This is a genomic window from Bradyrhizobium lablabi, from assembly GCF_018129385.1.
GTDB lineage: Bacteria > Pseudomonadota > Alphaproteobacteria > Rhizobiales > Xanthobacteraceae > Bradyrhizobium > Bradyrhizobium lablabi_C.
The window spans coordinates 23,573-40,784 of record NZ_JAFCLN010000017.1 but is presented as its reverse complement, the minus strand read 5'-3'; the positions used below and the strand labels follow the sequence as shown (position 1 = coordinate 40,784).

18 protein-coding genes are annotated in these 17,212 nt (G+C 64.5%); 9 read left to right on the top strand and 9 right to left on the bottom strand.

Annotated features, from left to right (window positions below):
• Positions 1-157: 157 nt before the first annotated feature.
• Positions 158-763: an FMN-dependent NADH-azoreductase gene (locus tag JQ628_RS25955; RefSeq protein ID WP_212226831.1), complete on the bottom strand. Its 606-nt coding sequence runs from the start codon at positions 761-763 to the stop codon at positions 158-160.
• Between the two features lie 99 nt (positions 764-862).
• Between JQ628_RS25955 and JQ628_RS25950 the strand changes: the two genes are divergently transcribed.
• Positions 863-1,264 carry a winged helix-turn-helix transcriptional regulator gene (locus tag JQ628_RS25950; protein ID WP_212226828.1) on the top strand — a complete coding sequence of 134 codons (402 nt, stop codon included), beginning with the start codon at positions 863-865 and terminating at the stop codon, positions 1,262-1,264.
• 114 nt (positions 1,265-1,378) lie between these two features.
• Here the strand turns inward: JQ628_RS25950 and dprA are convergent, their stop codons facing one another.
• Positions 1,379-2,491 carry a DNA-processing protein DprA gene (gene dprA / locus JQ628_RS25945; protein ID WP_212226827.1) on the bottom strand — a complete coding sequence of 371 codons (1,113 nt, stop codon included), beginning with the start codon at positions 2,489-2,491 and terminating at the stop codon, positions 1,379-1,381.
• A gap of 117 nt (positions 2,492-2,608) precedes the next feature.
• Here dprA and JQ628_RS25940 point away from each other — a divergent pair, with 117 nt between their 5' ends.
• Positions 2,609-3,847 (top strand): amidase, encoded by a 1,239-nt coding sequence (locus tag JQ628_RS25940; RefSeq protein ID WP_212226826.1) that lies wholly within the window; start codon positions 2,609-2,611, stop codon positions 3,845-3,847.
• Positions 3,848-3,961: 114 nt separating this feature from the next.
• Here JQ628_RS25940 and plsY read toward each other — a convergent pair whose 3' ends face one another.
• From plsY to JQ628_RS25925, 3 genes are read right to left on the bottom strand one after another with little or no spacing between them, the layout of a single operon-like run.
• Positions 3,962-4,555 (bottom strand): glycerol-3-phosphate 1-O-acyltransferase PlsY, encoded by a 594-nt coding sequence (gene plsY / locus JQ628_RS25935; protein ID WP_212226825.1) that lies wholly within the window; start codon positions 4,553-4,555, stop codon positions 3,962-3,964.
• A 23-nt stretch (positions 4,556-4,578) separates the two neighbouring features.
• Positions 4,579-5,880, bottom strand: a complete 1,302-nt coding sequence (locus JQ628_RS25930) for a dihydroorotase (RefSeq protein WP_212226824.1) — start codon at positions 5,878-5,880, stop codon at positions 4,579-4,581.
• A gap of 3 nt (positions 5,881-5,883) precedes the next feature.
• Positions 5,884-6,837, bottom strand: a complete 954-nt coding sequence (locus JQ628_RS25925) for an aspartate carbamoyltransferase catalytic subunit (RefSeq protein WP_212226823.1) — start codon at positions 6,835-6,837, stop codon at positions 5,884-5,886.
• A 162-nt stretch (positions 6,838-6,999) separates the two neighbouring features.
• On the opposite strand from JQ628_RS25925, the gene JQ628_RS25920 reads away from it, so the two are divergent.
• The 4 genes from JQ628_RS25920 to JQ628_RS25905 all read left to right on the top strand — a co-directional run bounded on the left by JQ628_RS25920 (position 7,000) and on the right by JQ628_RS25905 (position 11,152).
• A complete protein-coding gene (locus tag JQ628_RS25920; RefSeq protein WP_249128430.1) occupies positions 7,000-7,737 on the top strand; it encodes a M15 family metallopeptidase in 738 nt (245 codons plus the stop codon).
• 18 nt (positions 7,738-7,755) lie between these two features.
• On the top strand, positions 7,756-9,402 hold the full coding sequence (locus tag JQ628_RS25915) for an acyl-CoA dehydrogenase family protein (RefSeq protein WP_212226821.1): 1,647 nt from the start codon (positions 7,756-7,758) through the stop codon (positions 9,400-9,402).
• Positions 9,403-9,578: 176 nt separating this feature from the next.
• Entirely contained in the window at positions 9,579-10,349 is a 771-nt protein-coding gene (locus tag JQ628_RS25910; protein WP_212226820.1) for a CPBP family intramembrane glutamic endopeptidase, read from the top strand.
• Positions 10,350-10,399: 50 nt separating this feature from the next.
• A complete protein-coding gene (locus tag JQ628_RS25905; RefSeq protein ID WP_249128428.1) occupies positions 10,400-11,152 on the top strand; it encodes a CPBP family intramembrane glutamic endopeptidase in 753 nt (250 codons plus the stop codon).
• On the opposite strand, the gene JQ628_RS25900 is transcribed toward JQ628_RS25905, so the two are convergent.
• From JQ628_RS25900 to JQ628_RS25885, 4 genes are all read right to left on the bottom strand, one after another.
• Entirely contained in the window at positions 11,149-12,081 is a 933-nt protein-coding gene (locus JQ628_RS25900; RefSeq protein ID WP_212226819.1) for an AEC family transporter, read from the bottom strand. The two genes, JQ628_RS25905 and JQ628_RS25900, sit on opposite strands and share 4 nt — an antisense overlap.
• Before the next feature lie 2 nt (positions 12,082-12,083).
• Entirely contained in the window at positions 12,084-12,566 is a 483-nt protein-coding gene (ruvX, locus tag JQ628_RS25895; protein ID WP_212226818.1) for a Holliday junction resolvase RuvX, read from the bottom strand.
• Positions 12,567-12,649: 83 nt separating this feature from the next.
• Complete coding sequence (locus JQ628_RS25890) at positions 12,650-13,585, bottom strand: cyclase family protein (protein WP_212226817.1); 936 nt, start codon at positions 13,583-13,585, stop codon at positions 12,650-12,652.
• A 187-nt stretch (positions 13,586-13,772) separates the two neighbouring features.
• On the bottom strand, positions 13,773-14,651 hold the full coding sequence (locus JQ628_RS25885) for a LysR family transcriptional regulator (protein WP_212226815.1): 879 nt from the start codon (positions 14,649-14,651) through the stop codon (positions 13,773-13,775).
• Between the two features lie 59 nt (positions 14,652-14,710).
• Between JQ628_RS25885 and JQ628_RS25880 the strand changes: the two genes are divergently transcribed.
• The 3 genes from JQ628_RS25880 (at position 14,711) to gatC (ending at position 17,212) form a co-directional block, all read left to right on the top strand.
• The gene (locus JQ628_RS25880) at positions 14,711-15,733 is read left to right on the top strand and encodes an NAD(P)H-dependent flavin oxidoreductase (RefSeq protein WP_212226807.1); all 1,023 of its coding nucleotides are present in this window, start codon (positions 14,711-14,713) and stop codon (positions 15,731-15,733) included.
• A 33-nt stretch (positions 15,734-15,766) separates the two neighbouring features.
• Complete coding sequence (locus JQ628_RS25875; protein ID WP_212226805.1) at positions 15,767-16,843, top strand: NAD(P)H-dependent flavin oxidoreductase; 1,077 nt, start codon at positions 15,767-15,769, stop codon at positions 16,841-16,843.
• A gap of 81 nt (positions 16,844-16,924) precedes the next feature.
• A complete protein-coding gene (gatC, locus tag JQ628_RS25870; protein WP_212226804.1) occupies positions 16,925-17,212 on the top strand; it encodes an Asp-tRNA(Asn)/Glu-tRNA(Gln) amidotransferase subunit GatC in 288 nt (95 codons plus the stop codon).

Sequence of the window (17,212 nt, the reverse complement as noted above, 5' to 3'; positions counted from 1 at the left end):
GTTCGGCGCAGGGCGATCCGTGGAACAAGGTCTCAACGCATTTCGGGCCGGCCGCGGTCCTTCGCATCGTGGGAAGACGCCGCTTACGACGCGCTGGTGAGTTGTGCCCGCCTTTCCGCCCGCCGTCGCAAGGCAACGGCGGGACCGGCTGCATCGTTTACGCCGCAAGGCTGCCTGCGGCCTTCAGTGCATCGGTGACGGCCTTTTCACGATGCTCTGGTCCAACTTGAATTCCGTCGGCGGAAATGAATTCCAGGTTGGTGACGCCGATGAAGCCGAACACGGAGCGCAGATAGGTTTCCAGATGTTCGAGCGCCGCCATCGGCGTGCCGGTGCCGTAAAAGCCGCCGCGTGAGATCGCGACGATGACGCGTTTGTTGCCCGCCAATCCCTGCACACCCTCGGGGCCGTATTTGAAGGTCTTGCCGGCGACCAGGATGCGGTCGATCCACGCCTTGAGCTGGCTCGGGATCGTGAAATTGTACATGGGCGCGCCGACCACCACGACGTCGGCGGCCAAAAACTCTTCCAGCACGGCCTGACCGGCGGCGATATCAGGCTGAAGAGCCGCGTCGGGCGTGGCGCCTTGGCTCGCCGCCAGATGCAGGCCGGAGAGATGCGCCAGCGGCGTCGCCGTGAGGTCGCGGTAGCTGACATCGAGGCCCGGTGTCGCCTGGCGCAGGCGATCGACGATGGCGGCGGAAACCTGCCGACTGACGGAGTGGGGGCCGAGCACGCTGGAGTCGAGATGCAGGAGTTTCATGGGAGGTCACCTCATTGGTATAGGATTGTAACTGGCGCTATATGAGTGACCGTGGCAAAACCCCGCAAGAACGCACATTTTTGAAACCCGAGCACAGTCATGAAACCCGAGCACACCCGTGTGCCTGCCATCCAGCCCCTCGCGCATGAAGGGGCGGACTGCCGCGCCGTCGCCTCCGTCCTGTCGCGGGTCGGCGACAAATGGAGCGTTCTGATCATCATGCTGCTGATCGACGGGCCGCGGCGCTTCAACGAGTTGAAGCGAATGGTCGGCGGCATCTCGCAGCGGATGCTGACGCTGACCTTGCGCGGATTGGAGCGCGACGGCCTCGTCACGCGCACGGTGTTTCCGACCATCCCGCCGCGCGTCGATTATGAGTTGACGGATCTGGGCCGCGGGCTGGCGCAACCGGTGAAGGCGCTGGGGCAATGGGCGTTCGAGCACCAGCCGCAAATTCAGGGCGCGCGCGACAAGTTCGACGAGCGGAACGACAAGGACTGACTCTGGCGAGGACGGGAAAAGGGCCGTGGCGGGCCCTTTCTACTGTGCATGGGGTTGTTTTCGCGATTTTTGGTCCGGCCCCGCTTTTTGCTGTCGGGCCTCACCGGCCAGCGTCTAGATCAGCGACACCAGGCCGCCGCCATGGCGCTCCAGCCGGCCGGCGAGTTCGAGCTCCAGCAGCACGGTGCGCACGATCGCGGGCGAAGTGTTGGCCATCCGGATCAGATCGTCGAGGCCGATCGGAGTAGGTCCCAGCAGCGCCACGATGCGCGCGCGTTCGCCGGAATCGGGTTCGGCTTCCGAATATTCGTCGTCGGGCTCTTTCAGCATGACCGGCCGCGCCAGGATCGGCTGAACCGCGTTGATGACATCGCCGGCTTCGGTGACGAGCGTTGCCCCTTGCTTGATCAGGTCGTTGGCGCCGGCCGCGCGCGGATCGAGCGGCGAGCCCGGCACGGCAAAGACCTCGCGGCCTTGTTCGTTGGCCATCCGCGCAGTGATCAGCGAGCCCGAGCGATGCGCGGCCTCGACCACCACGACGCCGAGCGATGCGCCCGAGATCAGGCGATTGCGGCGGGGAAAATCATGCGCACGCGGCACGTGGCCGAGCGGCATCTCGGAAATCGCCGCGCCCTGCTGGAGCAGGGCGGCGAGTAAGTCCTCGTGCTCCGGCGGATAAATCCTGTCATGGCCGCCCGCCAGCACCGCAACGGTGCCGCTGTCGATGCTGGCGCGATGCGCCGCCTGATCGATGCCGCGCGCCAGTCCCGAGATGACGACAAAACCTGCTTCGCCGAGGTCGCGCGCCAGCGAGCCTGCGAATTTCAGTCCGGCGCCCGATGCATTGCGCGAGCCGACGATCGCGATCATGGGCCGCATCAGGGTCTCGACCGTGCCGCGCACGCCGAGCAGGGGAGGCGCATCGTCGATCATGGCAAGCCGCGGCGGGTAATTGGCTTCGCCTGGCGCTATCAGGCTGACGCCGATCTTCTTGCACGCGGCGAGTTCAGCCCGCGCCTGATCTTCAGTGCAGATGCGGCCCGGACGCGCAGCACCGCCACGCCGCGCCAGATCGGGCAACTGCTCCAGTGCGGTGCCCGCATCGCCGAAATGACGAAGCAGGGAATAGAACGTGCGGGGACCGACATTGTCGCTGCGGATCAGACGCAGCCGGGCGATCCGCTCGGCGTCGGTGATGTCGGGCTTGCTGGTTGATCGATCGTGCATGTTATTCCTGCCGGAACAAGCTTCCCTCAACCGCAAGGTGCGATCAAGCCTTTCCGGCCTGCTTGCCCGATCCCGCTCGTGTCCCTAAAACCAGCCCGTCTTGACGGAGCACAGCCCATGATCTCGCTAGCCGACCTCCAGCGCCGCATCGCCTCGGGCGCTCTCTCTGCTGACGCCGCGCTCGCGCAGTCGCAGGAGGCGATCACCGCACATGACAAGGACCTCGGTGCGTTCGTTTGCCGAGATCAGAACGCGCGCGCCCAAAACGCCGGGCCGCTGCGCGGCATCGCGGTCGGCATCAAGGACATCATCGACACCGCGGACTTTCCGACCGAGATGGGCTCGTCGATCTACAAGGGATTTCGTCCACGCGCGGATGCCCCTGTGGTGGCCGCGCTGAAACGGGCGGGAGCCACCATCATCGGAAAGACCACGACGACGGCGTTTGCGGCGAACGATCCGACCGCGACCGTCAATCCGCACAATCACGCCCACACGCCGGGCGGCTCGTCCTCGGGTTCGGCGGCGGCGGTTGGCGCCGGCATGATACCGCTGGCGCTGGGGACGCAGACCGGCGGCTCGGTGATCCGGCCAGCCTCGTTCTGCGGCGCGGCGGCGATCAAGCCGACCTACCGGCTGCTGCCGGCCGTCGGCGTCAAATGCTTTTCGTGGACGCTCGACACCGTCGGCCTGTTTGCCGCCGGCGTCGAGGACCTCGCCTGCGGGCTGTCGGCGATGACGGGGCGGGCGGAATTGCTGTTGCCGGCTTCGATTGCGGCGCCGCGCATCGCGGTGGTGACCCAGGATTTCGCCGGCGAAATTGAAGCCGCCAGCGTCGAGGCTTTGCAACTGGCGGCGCGCGCCGCGGAACGCGCGGGGGCTACCGTTCGCACGCTCACGCTGTCCAAGATTTTTGCCGAGGCCTGGCATATCCATACCACGGTGCAGCAATTCGAAGCGCATCAGGCGCTCGCATGGGAATATCGTGAGCGCTACGACGAGATGGCGCCGCTATTGCGCGGCCGGCTCGATGAGAGCCGCGACATTCCGCCGGCCGAATATGACGAAGCGCAGGCGATTGCGGCAAGGGCGCGGGCGGAGCTCGCCGCGATATTCAAGGAGGTCGATGTCCTCTTGACGTACTCGGCTCCCGGCGCGCCGCCCAAGGGATTGGACTCGACCGGCGATCCCCGTATCAACCGGCTGTGGACTCTGATGGGCGTGCCCTGCGTCAACGTGCCGGCCTATGTGGCGGAAGGCAATTTGCCCGTTGGCGTGCAGGTCACCGCGCCGTTTGGCGAGGACGGAAAGGCGCTGGCTGCCGCCCGCTTCCTCGAGCAGGCGCTGAAGAAGTAGGACCGTCATTCCGGGATGGTCCAAAGGACCAGACCTCAGGTGCGCAATTGCGCACCAGGGAACCTCGAGATTCCGGGTTCTCGCTTCGCGAGCCCCCGAATGACGACTACGTCGTCACTTCTGCCCGATCCGGCTTTCGGTGCCGGCCTGTAGGCGCTTGATGTTTTCGCGGTGGGCCCAGAAGAGCAGCAGCGTCATCACGGCAAACAGCGATGACAGTGCGGGATGGCCGAACCACCACAGGAAGATCGGTATCACGAAACTTGCGACCAAGGCTGACAGCGAGGAGTAGCGGAAACTGAAGGCCATCGCGAGCCAGACCGCGCCGAACATCGCCGCCGCCGGCCAGAACAGGCCGAGCAGCACGCCGATATAGGTCGCAACGCCTTTGCCGCCCTTGAACTTGAGCCACACCGGGAAGAGGTGGCCGAGGAAGGCGCCGAGGCCGGCGATCATCGCGGCGTCAGGTCCCCACAGATATCCCGCAATGATGACCGCAACGGTGCCCTTGAGCAGGTCGCCGAGCAGCGTCCCGGCGGCGAGACTCTTGTTGCCGGTGCGCAGCACATTGGTGGCGCCGATACTGCCGGAACCGATCGAGCGCAGGTCCTGCGTGCCGGCGAGCCTTGTCAGGATCACGCCGAACGGAACCGAGCCGCAGAGATAACCGACGATGAGGGCGAGCGGCAGAAAGACTTCAGGTCCCATCGGCGGCACTCCCCAGGCAACGTTCAGACGTGCTCATACACCGTTCGTCCGCCGACAATAGTGCGAACGACGCGGCCGGAGAAGCGGGCATCGTCGAACGGCGTGTTCTTGCACGCCGATTTGAGGTCGGCGGGATCGAGCACCCAGGGCGTGTCGGCATCGATCACGATCACATCAGCCGGTGCGCCCGCGCGCAGCGATCCGCCGGGCAAGCCCAGAAGTTCCGCGGGCCGCGTCGACATCGCGCGGATCAGCGTCTTGAAATCCATCTCGCCATTGTGGATCAGCCGCAAGGCGGCCGGCAGCATGGTCTGCAGGCCGATCGCGCCGAAGGCGGCTTCGGCGAACGGTAGCCGTTTCACCTCGACGTCCTGCGGATTGTGGTCGGACATGATGACGTCGACGAGGCCCGAGGCGAGCGCCTCGACCAGCGCCCGCCGGTCATCCTCGGTGCGCAGCGGCGGCGATAGTTTCAAAAATGTCCGATAGGGGCCGATATCGTTTTCGTTCAGCGTCACATGGTTGATCGAAACCGATGCGCTGACCGCTACGCCGGCATCGCGGGCGCGTTTGAGGATTTCCAGCGACTCGATCGAGGTCAGCGAGGCCGCGTGATAGCGGCCGCCGGTCAGCGCTACCAGCCGCATGTCGCGTTCCAGCATGACGGATTCGGCGGCATTGGGAATGCCGGCAAGGCCAAGGCGCGCGGCGAACTCACCTTCGTTCATCACGCCTTCGCCGACGAGGTTCGGATCTTCGGTGTGATGCACGATCAGCGCGTCGAAATCGCGAGCATAGGTGAGCGCCCGGCGCATCACCTGCGCGTTGGTGACGCTCTTGTCGCCGTCGGTGAAGGCGACCGCGCCGGCCGCCTTGAGCAGGCCGATCTCGGTCATCTCCTCGCCGCGCATGCCTTTGGTCAGCGCCGCCATCGGATGAATATTGACGATCGCGGTGTCGCGGGCGCGGCGCAGCACGAAATCGACGGTGGCCGAATTGTCGATGACGGGCGAGGTATCGGGTTGGCAGACGATGGTGGTGATGCCGCCGGCGGCCGCCGCCTGGCTCGCGGAGGCAAAGGTCTCGCGGTGACTGGCGCCGGGCTCGCCGACAAAGGCACGCATGTCGATCAGGCCGGGAGCGATAATCTTGCCGGAGCAATTGATGATGTCGGTGCCTTCGGGCACGCCGGCCGCGCCAATGCCACGCCGGGAATCGCGGATCACGCCGTCGGCGATCAGCACATCGCCGGGCCCGTCAAAATCCCTGCCGGGATCGACGAGGCGCGCATTCGCAAGCAGGATCGGACGACGGTCGGTCAGCATGTCTCACGCATTCGGCAGGTTGCGGGCGAGCGCTTCCAGCACCGCCATCCGCACCGCCACTCCCATTTCCACCTGTTCCCGGATCAGCGACTGTGCGCCGTCGGCGACGGCTGAGTCGATCTCGACGCCACGGTTCATCGGGCCCGGATGCATCACCAGCGCGTCGGGTTTGGCGTAAGCCAGCTTCTTCTGGTCAAGGCCAAAGTAGTGAAAATACTCGCCTGAAGAAGGCACGAACGAGCCGTTCATGCGCTCTCGCTGTAGCCGCAGCATCATGACGATATCCGCGCCGTCGAGCCCCTGGCGCATGTCGCGGGCAACTTCCACGCCCATCCGCTCGATCCCGGCCGGCAGCAGCGTGGAGGGCGCCACCACGCGCACGCGCGCGCCCATGGTGTTGAGCAGGATGATGTTGGAGCGGGCGACGCGCGAATGCAGGACATCGCCGCAGATCGCAATCACCAGCCCTTCGATCCGGCCCTTGTTGCGGCGGATGGTCAGCGCATCGAGCAGCGCCTGCGTCGGATGCTCGTGGGAACCGTCGCCCGCATTGATCACGGAACCGTCGACCTTGCGCGCCAAAAGCTCGACCGCGCCGGAGGCATGATGACGCACCACCAGGATGTCCGGATGCATGGCATTCAGCGTCACCGCGGTGTCCATCAGCGTCTCGCCCTTGCGGATCGAGGACGAGGACACCGACATGTTCATGACGTCGGCGCCGAGGCGCTTTCCGGCCAGTTCGAACGATGACTGCGTGCGGGTGGAGGCTTCGAAGAACAGATTGATCTGGGTCCGCCCGCGCAGCGAGGTGCGCTTCTTGTCGACCTGGCGGTTGAGCTCGACATACTCTTCGGAAAGGTCGAGCAGGCCGGAAATATCGGCAGCGGAAAGCCCCTCGATTCCCAGCAGATGCCGGTGCCCGAGGACGAAGGTCGATTTCGATGCAGGGGTCATTAAAGCCAGAGCTATAGGCGCGGACGGCTGGCAGGGCAAGCGCGAATCCCGCACGATTGAGTTATCCCCGGGTCTGTGCCCGGCAGGGTAAAGAAGGTGCCGCAGCGCTGCCGCGTTCGGCAGGCGAATGAGGGGTTAATGCGGCAATTGAAACTGATTGGGATGATCGCATTAACCGGACTGGCCGTCGCTCCCCGCATGGCGGCTGCCCAGGCCTTGCCCGGCGGCTTCGTCTACCTGCGCGACGTCGATCCCAGCATCATCCAGGACATCCGCTACGCCACCTCGAACAATTTTGTCGGAAAGCCGCTCGCCGGCTATGAGGCAGGCGAGTGTGTGGTCAAGCGCGAGGTAGGCCTGCGGCTGAAAGCCGTCCAGCAGGAGCTGGCCAAACAAAAACTGTCGCTAAAGATGTTCGACTGCTACCGGCCGGCCCGGGCGTCGATGGACATGGTGCGGTGGTCGCGGGACGGCAGGGAAACGGCGAGCCAGCGCCGCTACAATCCATCGCTCGCCAAGGCTGAGCTGTTCCGCCTCGGCTATATCGCGGCCTATTCCGGCCACTCGACCGGCGCGGCACTCGACCTGACGCTGGTGGATCTCGTCGCCGACAATTCCGCGACGTTCGACCCCAGGAAGACCTATGCCGATTGTACCGCGCCGGCAGGTGCCCGCGCCCCCGAAGGCAGCATCGATATGGGCACCGGCTATGACTGCTCCGACGTCAAGGCCAACACCAGATCGTCGGCGATCACGGCCGAGCAGCGCAAATGGCGCAACACGCTGGTGGCGGCGATGGCGAAGCAAGGCTTTTCGAACTACTTCAGGGAATGGTGGCATTTTTCCCTGCCGGGCGCCGGCGGGCAGGCCTATGATTTCCCGATCAAGCGGCGCAACTAGTTTCTCGAGGCATCGCCAATGACAAAGGCTTCATTTGCTACCCACGAGGTCTTCAACCAGTCGTCGCCCTTTGTGGATGTCGATCTCTATGCGGTAGACCGTCCCTTGGTTGAGGCGGTCGCCGCCAATGGCGGCGCCGCCGCGGAAAAGGAGCTTTCCGAATTCGGCAAACACTGGGGCTCGGCCGCGATGGCCGAGCGTGGCCGTATTGCGAACGAGAACACGCCAAAGCTCCGCACGTTTGACTCGCGCGGCAACCGGCGCGACGAGGTCGAGTTTCATCCGGCCTACCACGAATTGATGGCGCACTCGGCGCATGCCGGCGTGCACAACTCGACCTGGGACGCACAGGGCCGGCCGGCCGGCGGCGCTTCGGAAGTGGTGCGCGCAGCGAGATTTTACATGGCCTCGCAGGTCGAGACCGGGCATCTCTGTCCGATCACCATGACGCGCGCCTCCGTCGCGGCATTGGCGATGCAGCCGGATTTGCTGGCCAAGGTAATGCCCGTGATCGCCACGCGCGCCTACGATCCCACCTTTGCGCCATGGCCGGCAAAGCGCGGCATGACGCTCGGCATGGGCATGACCGAAAAACAGGGCGGCACGGATGTGCGCTCCAACATGACGCGGGCGGAGCGCGGCGGCGGCGCCTACCGCATCACCGGACACAAATGGTTCATGTCGGCGCCGATGTGCGATGCCTTCCTGGTGCTGGCGCAGGCCGATGAAGGCTTGAGTTGTTTTTTCATGCCGCGCTTCCGCCCCGACGGCTCGATCAATGCGATCCATTTCCAGCGGCTGAAGGACAAGCTCGGCAACCGCTCCAATGCATCCTCCGAAGTGGAATTCCACGGCGCCTATGCCGAGCGTGTCGGCGAGGAAGGCAAGGGCATCCGCACCATCATCCAGATGGTGCAGCTAACGCGGCAGGACTGCGCGATCGCCTCCGCCGGCCTGATGCGTTCGGGCCTTGCGCATGCGCTGCATCACGCCAGGGGCCGCAGCGTGTTCCAAAGGCATCTTGCCGATCAGCCGCTGATGCAGGCCGTGCTGTCGGACATGGCGCTGCATGTCGAGGCATCTATTGCGCTGGTGATGCGGCTCTGCCGCTCCTTCGACCGGGCGGGCAGTGACGCGGCCGATGCCGCCTACATGCGGCTGCTGACGCCCGCCATCAAATACTGGGTGTGCAAGAGCGCGCCGGGTTTCCTCTACGAGGCGATGGAGTGCCTCGGCGGCAATGGCTATGTCGAGGAGGGTATTTTGGCGCGGCATTACCGGGAGTCCCCGGTCAATGCGATCTGGGAAGGGTCGGGCAACGTGATGTGTCTCGACGTGCTTCGCGCGCTGTCGCGCGAGCCCGATGCGGCGGCAGCCGTATTGCAGCAGCTTGCCGGCGAGTGTGGGGGCCTTTCCGGCGCTACTGACGCGGTGACGTTTGTCGCCAAGGCATTTCGCCGTCCGGACGGCGAACGCGTGGCGCGGCTTGCGGTGGAAAAGCTGGCGCTGTTGGCCGCCGCCGCGGCGCTCCATGCGGTCTCGCCGCGCAACGCCGAATTGTTCGCGGCTACCCGTCTTGCCGGCGATCACGGCGGGATGTACGGCGCGGTGGATATCGACAACGACAGCGTCCGCGGATTGCTGGAACGGGCACTGCCGCACTGACCGTTATGGCTGGCAAAAGCGCGGAGCGCGTCCTCCCGCAAAAGTCCGGCCGTCCATGTCTTGGTTACCACGTCGCGAGAAAGACGTGGCTGCCCGGGTCGTCTGGTGCGAAGACGCGCTTCGCGCTTTTGCTTGGGGCAGGACGAGAATAGGAACAGACCGCTAAAGGCCATTCGATGGACTCTGCCGCGCCCGAAATCCCGCTCGTCGCCGCCACGCCGCCGGCGCTCCCGCCGCGGGTCTGGAAGTTCTGGGGCACGACGCTCTGGGGCTTCTTCATCTTCACCGCGATGTTCGTCGGCCAGATCGCCGTCATCGGCTGGTTCGTGCTCCGGCACGATGGTCCCGTCGACATGGCGGCGCTGATCCGCACGGTCGGCGCCGGGCTGACCGTCTCGCTTTCGGTGATCATGGGCTTGCCGGCGGTCGCCGCCGCCTGCTGGGTTGCGATCCGCTTCTCCCGCACGCCGTACGCCGACTATCTGGCGCTGCGGTGGACCTCGTGGAAGAACGTGGCGATCGGCGTCGGTTCGCTGGTGGTGCTGGTCACCGCCTGGGATTTGACCTCCCGCGCGCTCGGCCGCGAAATCACGCCCGGCTTCATGGGCGACGTGCTGAAATCGGCGCAGGCCGAAGGCGCGCTTTGGCTGCTGGTGATCGCGTTCTGCATCGCCGCGCCGATGTCGGAAGAGTTTTTCGCGCGCGGTTTTCTCTATCGCGGCTGGTCGGAATCGTTCCTGCGGCCGGCGGGCGCCATCGTCCTGTCGTCGCTGGCCTGGACTTCGCTGCACCTGCAATATGACTGGTTCTTCTTCGGCGAGGTGTTTTCGATCGGCCTGCTGTTCGGCTATCTGCGCTATCGCACCGGCTCGACCTGGCTCACGATCGTGCTGCACGGGCTGAACAATCTTGCCGCGACGGTGCAGAGCATCTGGCTGACGGGCTGATAGCTGTGTATGCTGCGTAAATTCACGCAGAGATTGTTTGCAGAATTGACATGTTAGAGTCCCAGGATAGTGATCCGCCGGTTACGGCAAAAGCAAGCACGCCCAAGACATGGGACTTCATGGAGACGACGTTTTTCGCTCTTATTGCCTACGCTGCCTTTACGCTGACGGGGGGATATGGTGCCGGCATCATTCTTTCAATAACGCAAGGTGGTCTGCAATGGTCGAACCCTGCGGAATTTCAAGAACTGGCGATGCAGTGGCGCTGGTACGGCGTAGGCTTGATCATTGCTTGTCCGTCCACGATTGGTGTGGTGTGGGCGGCGATCCGCATGGCAGACCGAGATTTCTCCGAATATCTGGCGCTGAACTGGCCGAGTCACAAGGAGCTGCTAATTGCTTTTGCGGTCGCATTTGGCTGGATCGTGGCGTCAATCGCGCTCTCGCCTTACGAGCCGCCGAGTAGTTCGTCTGTTGTGGTCGGCGGAGCAGCCGGCGGCCTGTTCGTACTGTTGCTTGGCGGCTGCCTAGCCGCGCCGATCATGGAAGAATTTGTCTTCCGAGGCTTCATGTTCCGCGGGTGGTCGGAATCCTTCCTTGGACCGGTCGGAGCCATCGTGCTGACCTCGATATTGTTTGGAATGTATCACACCCAATACGATTGGCTTGGACGCTTCTGGATTTTCCTGTTCGGGCTCGCGATGTGCACCATTCGATGGCGCAGCAATTCAACTTGGCTGACTGTCGTTGTTCATTCAGCCGTCAACATCTTCCTTTTCTTCTTATCAGGGCCGTATGTCTAAGGTCCTACCGTTACCAGCGCGATCACGATCGGCATCGTCACCGCCGCCAGTATCGTCTGTAGCGTGATGATCTGCGCCAGCAGCGGCGCATCACCGCCCATCTGGCGCGCCATCACATAGGCGGACGATGACGTGGGCACCGCCGCGCAAACGGCAACGATCACAAGGCTGGAGCCTGATATCCCGAAGCATAACGCCAGCGCGATGGCGAGCACCGGCATCAGCAGCAGCTTGAGGAAGACCGCGACCGATGCGGCCAAGCTCGGGCGCAAGAGGCCCTGAAGCTGCAGTCCCGCGCCGGTGACGAGCAGGCCGATACCGAGGGAGGAGCGGCCGAGCGCGTCGGCGACGTCGTGCCAGATCTTTGGCAGCGGCAGATGCATGACATTGACCGCAATTCCGATAACGCATGCCAGGATCAGCGGGTTCTGCACGACCGTCATGACGATCGCGCGGACCGATTGCTTTTCGGGCGAGGCATATTGCGCGAGCACCCAGACGCTCAACACGTTGACCAGCGGAATGATGGCAACCATGGCGACCGACGCCAGGGCCAGTCCGGTCTGGCCAAACAGATTGCTGGCGACGGCCAGCGCCACATAGGTTTGCCAGCGCGTCGCGCCCTGGAAGATGGAGGTGAAGGCCGGACCATCGATCGCCATGCGCGCGAACAGCGGCCGCAGCGCCAGGCACAACAGCGAGATCGCCAGCGCCGAGAGCAGCAGCGCGCCGCCGACGCCTGCGACCGGGACGCTCGAAAGGTCGGCCTGCACCAGCGTCTGGATCAGCAGCGTCGGAAACAGGACGTAAAAGGTCAGCCGTTCGAGCCCATGCCATTGCGTGTCCAGCCGCATCAGGCTGCGCTTGAGGATGAAGCCGAGTACGATCAGCAGAAACACCGGCAGCAGCGCAGAGATCACCACCGCCATGGTCAGCGATTCTCCCGCAGTCGTGCCAGACGATCGAGCGCACCTTGCAGGATGAAGATCGCGGCGTGCTGGTCGATCACCTCGGCACGCTTGGCGCGGCTGACGTCCATGCCAATCAGTTCGCGCTCGACCGCCGCGGTCGACAGCCGCTCGTCCCACAAGCCGATGGCAAGGTCGGTGAGGGCGGAGAAATTGCGGGCAAAGGCGCGGGTCGATTGCGCGCGCGGTCCCTCGCTGCCGTCCATGTTGATGGGCAGGCCCAGCACGAAGCCGGAGACGTTGCGCTCGCCGGCAAGGGCCAATAGCCGCGCCGCATCAGCCTTGAAGGCTTTTCGCGCAATCGTCTCGACGCCGGTCGCAAGGCGTCGGTCCGGATCGGATACGGCAACGCCGATGGTCTTGGTGCCGAGGTCAAGGCCGATTAACGCACCGCGCGCAGGCCAGTACGCAGCGGCTTCGATCAGCGGGAGAATGAGGGCAGGCATGGCATGCGCATAGCATGCGCGCCGCCGGGCACGCAAAGCGCTTCACCTCTCCTGGATGGGAGAGGTGAAGCGGACTCAGTGGATTACCGGATCGCGACCGGGTTGATCATGCTCTGCACGCCGCCCTTGAAGCGGGGATGGCCGAGCACGAACAGGAACTCATAGCCCTTGTCCGCTGCGAGCGCGGCCGTGTCCATGTTCTCGAGGATATAGGTCCCGTTCATCGCCAGCAGGATCTGGTGCACCTCGAAGACGGTCTTGCCCTCGAACGGAAGGACCTCGAGCCCCCAGGTATCGGCACCCACGGCGACGACGCCCTTGCCGGTGAGATATTTGGCGCCTTCGACGCCGAGGCCGGGCTCGGCGGCGCCAAAGCGCTTGTCGTCCTTGCCGATCAGGCTCAGCCAGCCGGTATGGAAGATCACGACGTCGCCCTGGCGAATTTCGACGCCCTGGTTCTTGGCGGCCTCCTCGATTTCCTTGACGTTGAAGGCGGTGCCTTCCTTCACGACATCAGTCTTGTAATAGGCGGCCATGTCGAGCAGCACGCCGCGCGCCACCATCGGCGGGATCTTTTCGACGCCGAGCTTCTTCAGACCTGTTGGATCGGCGAAGTCGGCAAGCTTGTTGCCGTTGTAATAGACGTGCTCGATGCCGAGATGGCCGAGGCCGTCAAGTTGGCTGCCGACCCCGACCCAGCCTTCGATGATGTCGTCATTGTAGGTTGCCTTGTTGGGCCCGAGGCCGGGGATGCCGGCCTGGCCGGGCTGCACGATCGTGACCTTGAAGGCGCGGGGCGGGTAGGCGGGCGTCTTGGAATCGACGGGAATGCCGAGCGCGTAGGTCTTGCCGGTTTTCACCAGTTGCGCCGCTTTGACCACCAGCTCCGGCGTCATGTAGTTGGCGGCGCCGATCTCGTCATTCGGCCCCCATTTCGACTTGGTCCAGTCCTGAGCGCTTGCCGTCCCGATCGATCCAAACATGGCAATAGAACAGCACAGCACGAATGCGTGGCGCATCGCAGTTCCCTCCCAGATGTTGAAAATTATGGTTGTTGGTCGCGCACTCATCCTAACGTAGTAATGGTGCGCGTTTCAAAAGTTTTTGTCAGCGGGCGCGCTGGAAGAATTCGCAAACGCGAAGCTGGTTTATAACCAAAATATGGCGAGCGATTTCGCTGCGCGGAATGACAAGGCCCGGGCCGCGTCAGGCGGCGATCATTTCATCGGCATTCAGGCAGGACACAAAGCCTTCGAGCGCGCTGTATTGATGCGCGGTGCGGCGCCGGATGAAGAGCGTATCGACCCGCGACAGGGCCGGCGCAAGCTTGTGCATGTTGACCGTCTCGTTGCGCGCGACCACGGCGCGGGGCAGTAGCGTCACCCCCATGTCGGCGGCGACGCAGCCGATCATGCCGTCGAGCGTGCCGAGCTCGAACCGCGTCGCCGAGGGCCAGCCGAATTCGGTGAGGACCTGTTCGAGGCGCTGACGGTAGGTACATCCGGTACGGAATACCAGGGCGGTGGGGCCGGACTGCGATGTGCCGGCGCGCAAGTCCGCAAGGGTCTTCCAGCGCCGCGCGCTGACCAGCACGAGTTCTTCCCGGAACGCGATCGTTGAGGCAAGCTCGGCATGCTCGATCGGGCCGGCAACGAAGGCGCCGTCGAACGTGCCGTCAAGCACGCCCGCCACGAGATCCGCCGTCGTCGCCGTGCGCAGGCTGAGCGCGACCTTTGGAAAGCGGCGATGAAAACCGGCCAGTAGCGGCGGCAGGCGCACCGCGGCGGTCGTCTCCATCGAGCCGATCGCGAGCGGACCCTTCGGCTCGCCATCGTCGCGCGCGGCAAGCATGGCTTCGCGCGACAGCGCGGCCATCCGCTGCGCATAGGGAAGCAGGCGGCGCCCTGCGCCGGTCAGTGTCATGCCGCGGCTGTGCCGCTCGAACAGCGTGGTGCCGATCTCGGCTTCCAGCGCCTTCACCCGCTGCGTCACGTTCGATTGCACCGTGTTGAGCTCTTCGGCGGCGCGGGTGATGCCGCCGGTGCGCGCTACTGCCGAGAAGGTCATGAGATCGGTCAATTCCACGGCAAAAGCTCCGTTTCATTTTCGAGATGAAAGCGTTCGCAAGTATTCATTTCTAGAGAATGGTAGTCCTGCTTATTCTTGCTGTCCAGATCAGGGAGGAATTCATGCCCATCAGCACGCCGCTGACCGCGCGCTTGCGCGTCGAGCATCCGATCCTGTCGGCACCGATGGACGTGATCGCCGGCGCCCGCTTGACCATGGCGGTGAGTGAGGCCGGCGGCTTTGGCATTTTGGGCGGCGGCTACGGCGAACGGTCGTGGCTCGAGGCCGAAACCGCAAAGCTGAAAAAGTTCTCCGGCGCGTTCGGCATTGGCTTCATCACATGGAGTATGGCAAGACAGCCCGAATTGCTCGACGTCGCGCTCGCCGCAAAGCCGCGCGCGATCATGCTGTCCTTTGGCGATCCACGACCATTCGCGCCGCGGGTGAAAGCGGCTGATACGCTGCTCATTTGCCAGGTGCAGAACGAGGAGATGGCCGAGCAGGCACTCGATGCCGGCGCGGATATTCTGGTTGCGCAGGGCACCGAGGCGGGCGGCCACGGCGCTTCCCGCACCACGATCGACGTTGTGCCCGCGATCATCGATCTCGTCGCCGGACGCGTGCCCGTCGCTGCCGCCGGTGGTATCGCGGACGGACGCGGTCTGGCGGCGATGCTGACGCTGGGAGCTTCGGGCGTGCTGCTCGGCACGCGCTTTTATGCCAGCGTCGAGTGCGATGGTGCGGACGAAGCCAAGCGACGGATTTGCGCGGCCAGCTCAGGCAATTCCGTACGCGGTATCATCTTCGACCTGTCGCGGAACAATGTCTGGCCGGCCCCGTTCACCGGGCGCTGCCTGATCAACGATCACGCCAGGCGCTGGATCGGCCGCGAGGTCGAGCTGATGCAGAATGTGAAGGCGGTTGCCGCGGAATATGCAGCGGCGAGGGCCGCGGGCAATTTCGACATCGCCGCCGTCATCGCTGGCGAGGCCGTTGGGCTGATCCATGATATTCCGCCCGCGGCCGAAATCATCGGCCGTATCGTCACCGAAGCCGAGCAGATCTTGCTCGGCCGCCGCAATTTTGTCAGCGCCGCCTGACACCGCGCCAACCCCAAGCAAGAGAGAAACGCCATGTGGCCGGACCGCCGACTGATCGATCTCTTCAAGACCGAATTCCCCATTGTACTGGCGCCGATGGCCGGCGCGATGGATGCGGACCTGGCGATTGCGGTGGCGCAAGGCGGCGGGCTCGCCTCGCTGCCTTGCGCGATGCTCTCGGCGGAAAAAGCGCGCGAGCAGGTCAACATCGTCCGTCAGCGCGTCTCGGCGCCGGTCAACCTCAATTTCTTCACCCACCAGCCGGTGGACGCCCATCCTGAACGTGAAGCCGGATGGAAGCAGCGGCTCGGATCCTACTACAGGGAATTCGGGATCGATGCGTCCGCACCGATCAATGCCGCCAATCGCGCACCGTTCGATGCCGCCTTCTGCGCCGTGGTCGAGGAGCTGAAGCCCGAGATCGTCAGTTTCCATTTCGGCCTGCCAGAGGACTCGCTGCTCAACCGCGTCAAGGCGGCCGGCTGCATCGTGATGTCGTCGGCGACCACCGTCAGGGAAGCGATCTGGCTGGAAGAGAACGGTGCCGACGTCATCATCGCACAGGGCGCGGAGGCCGGCGGCCATCGCGGCATGTTCCTGACCGAAAATATCGCCGAACAGCCCGGCACCTTTGCCCTGGTGCCACAGGTCGTCGATGCCGTGAAGATCCCGGTCATCGCGGCGGGCGGCATCGCTGACGGACGCGGGATTGCGGCGGCGTTCGCGCTGGGCGCATCCGGCGTGCAGATCGGCACCGCCTACTTGCGTTGTCCGGAATCGAAGGTCAGCGCTCCGGCGCGGGTCGCGCTGGCGCAGGCGACGGACGAGACCACCGTCATCACCAACGTCATGACCGGCCGCCCGGCGCGCGGGGTCGCCAATCGCGTCATGCGCGAGATCGGGCCGATCTCGGAGCATGCCCCGGCGTTCCCCCATGCCGCCACGGCGCTCGGCCCGTTGAAAGCGGCCGCCGAGAAGCTCGGCAAGGTCGATTTCACCAGCCTGTGGGCCGGGCAGGGGGTACGGATGGGCCGCGAGATGCCGGCGGCCGAGCTGACAAGGGCGCTGGCCGGCGGCGCGCTTGCTCGTTTCGCCCAAATGGCGGGCTAGGAGCCCGTCCGCGCGGTTGCGGCGCAAAACCGGCCTCTGCTATACGGCGGGACTTAGTTCCCCCGTTTGAGGCCCTATATAATGTCCGTGGACGCCACGACCGTTCGCCGTATCGCGCATCTGGCGCGGATTGCCGTCACCGACGCCGAAGTTCCCCATTTGCAGGGTGAGCTGAACGCGATGCTGGCCTTCGTCGAGCAATTGTCGGAGGTGAATATCGACGGTGTCGAGCCGATGACCTCGGTGACGCCGATGGAAATGAAGAAGCGCGCCGACGTGGTCAATGACGGCGACATCGCCGACGACATCATGCGGAACGCGCCGGCCACGGAGAATCACTTCTTCCTGGTGCCGAAAGTGGTCGAATAA

What these genes read in the sequence shown, in the direction of transcription:
- dprA (WP_212226827.1), bottom strand. Translation starts at nt 2,491, where the DNA reads ATGCACGATCGATCAACCAGCAAGCCCGACATCACCGACGCCGAGCGG.
- JQ628_RS25950 (WP_212226828.1), top strand. Translation starts at nt 863, where the DNA reads ATGAAACCCGAGCACACCCGTGTGCCTGCCATCCAGCCCCTCGCGCAT.
- JQ628_RS25920 (WP_249128430.1), top strand. Translation starts at nt 7,000, where the DNA reads ATGATCGCATTAACCGGACTGGCCGTCGCTCCCCGCATGGCGGCTGCC.
- ruvX (WP_212226818.1), bottom strand. Translation starts at nt 12,566, where the DNA reads ATGCCTGCCCTCATTCTCCCGCTGATCGAAGCCGCTGCGTACTGGCCT.
- JQ628_RS25955 (WP_212226831.1), bottom strand. Translation starts at nt 763, where the DNA reads ATGAAACTCCTGCATCTCGACTCCAGCGTGCTCGGCCCCCACTCCGTC.
- JQ628_RS25905 (WP_249128428.1), top strand. Translation starts at nt 10,400, where the DNA reads ATGTTAGAGTCCCAGGATAGTGATCCGCCGGTTACGGCAAAAGCAAGC.
- JQ628_RS25915 (WP_212226821.1), top strand. Translation starts at nt 7,756, where the DNA reads ATGACAAAGGCTTCATTTGCTACCCACGAGGTCTTCAACCAGTCGTCG.
- JQ628_RS25900 (WP_212226819.1), bottom strand. Translation starts at nt 12,081, where the DNA reads ATGGCGGTGGTGATCTCTGCGCTGCTGCCGGTGTTTCTGCTGATCGTA.
- gatC (WP_212226804.1), top strand. Translation starts at nt 16,925, where the DNA reads ATGTCCGTGGACGCCACGACCGTTCGCCGTATCGCGCATCTGGCGCGG.
- JQ628_RS25930 (WP_212226824.1), bottom strand. Translation starts at nt 5,880, where the DNA reads ATGCTGACCGACCGTCGTCCGATCCTGCTTGCGAATGCGCGCCTCGTC.
- plsY (WP_212226825.1), bottom strand. Translation starts at nt 4,555, where the DNA reads ATGGGACCTGAAGTCTTTCTGCCGCTCGCCCTCATCGTCGGTTATCTC.
- JQ628_RS25875 (WP_212226805.1), top strand. Translation starts at nt 15,767, where the DNA reads ATGTGGCCGGACCGCCGACTGATCGATCTCTTCAAGACCGAATTCCCC.
- JQ628_RS25890 (WP_212226817.1), bottom strand. Translation starts at nt 13,585, where the DNA reads ATGCGCCACGCATTCGTGCTGTGCTGTTCTATTGCCATGTTTGGATCG.
- JQ628_RS25940 (WP_212226826.1), top strand. Translation starts at nt 2,609, where the DNA reads ATGATCTCGCTAGCCGACCTCCAGCGCCGCATCGCCTCGGGCGCTCTC.
- JQ628_RS25925 (WP_212226823.1), bottom strand. Translation starts at nt 6,837, where the DNA reads ATGACCCCTGCATCGAAATCGACCTTCGTCCTCGGGCACCGGCATCTG.
- JQ628_RS25880 (WP_212226807.1), top strand. Translation starts at nt 14,711, where the DNA reads ATGGTAGTCCTGCTTATTCTTGCTGTCCAGATCAGGGAGGAATTCATG.
- JQ628_RS25910 (WP_212226820.1), top strand. Translation starts at nt 9,579, where the DNA reads ATGGACTCTGCCGCGCCCGAAATCCCGCTCGTCGCCGCCACGCCGCCG.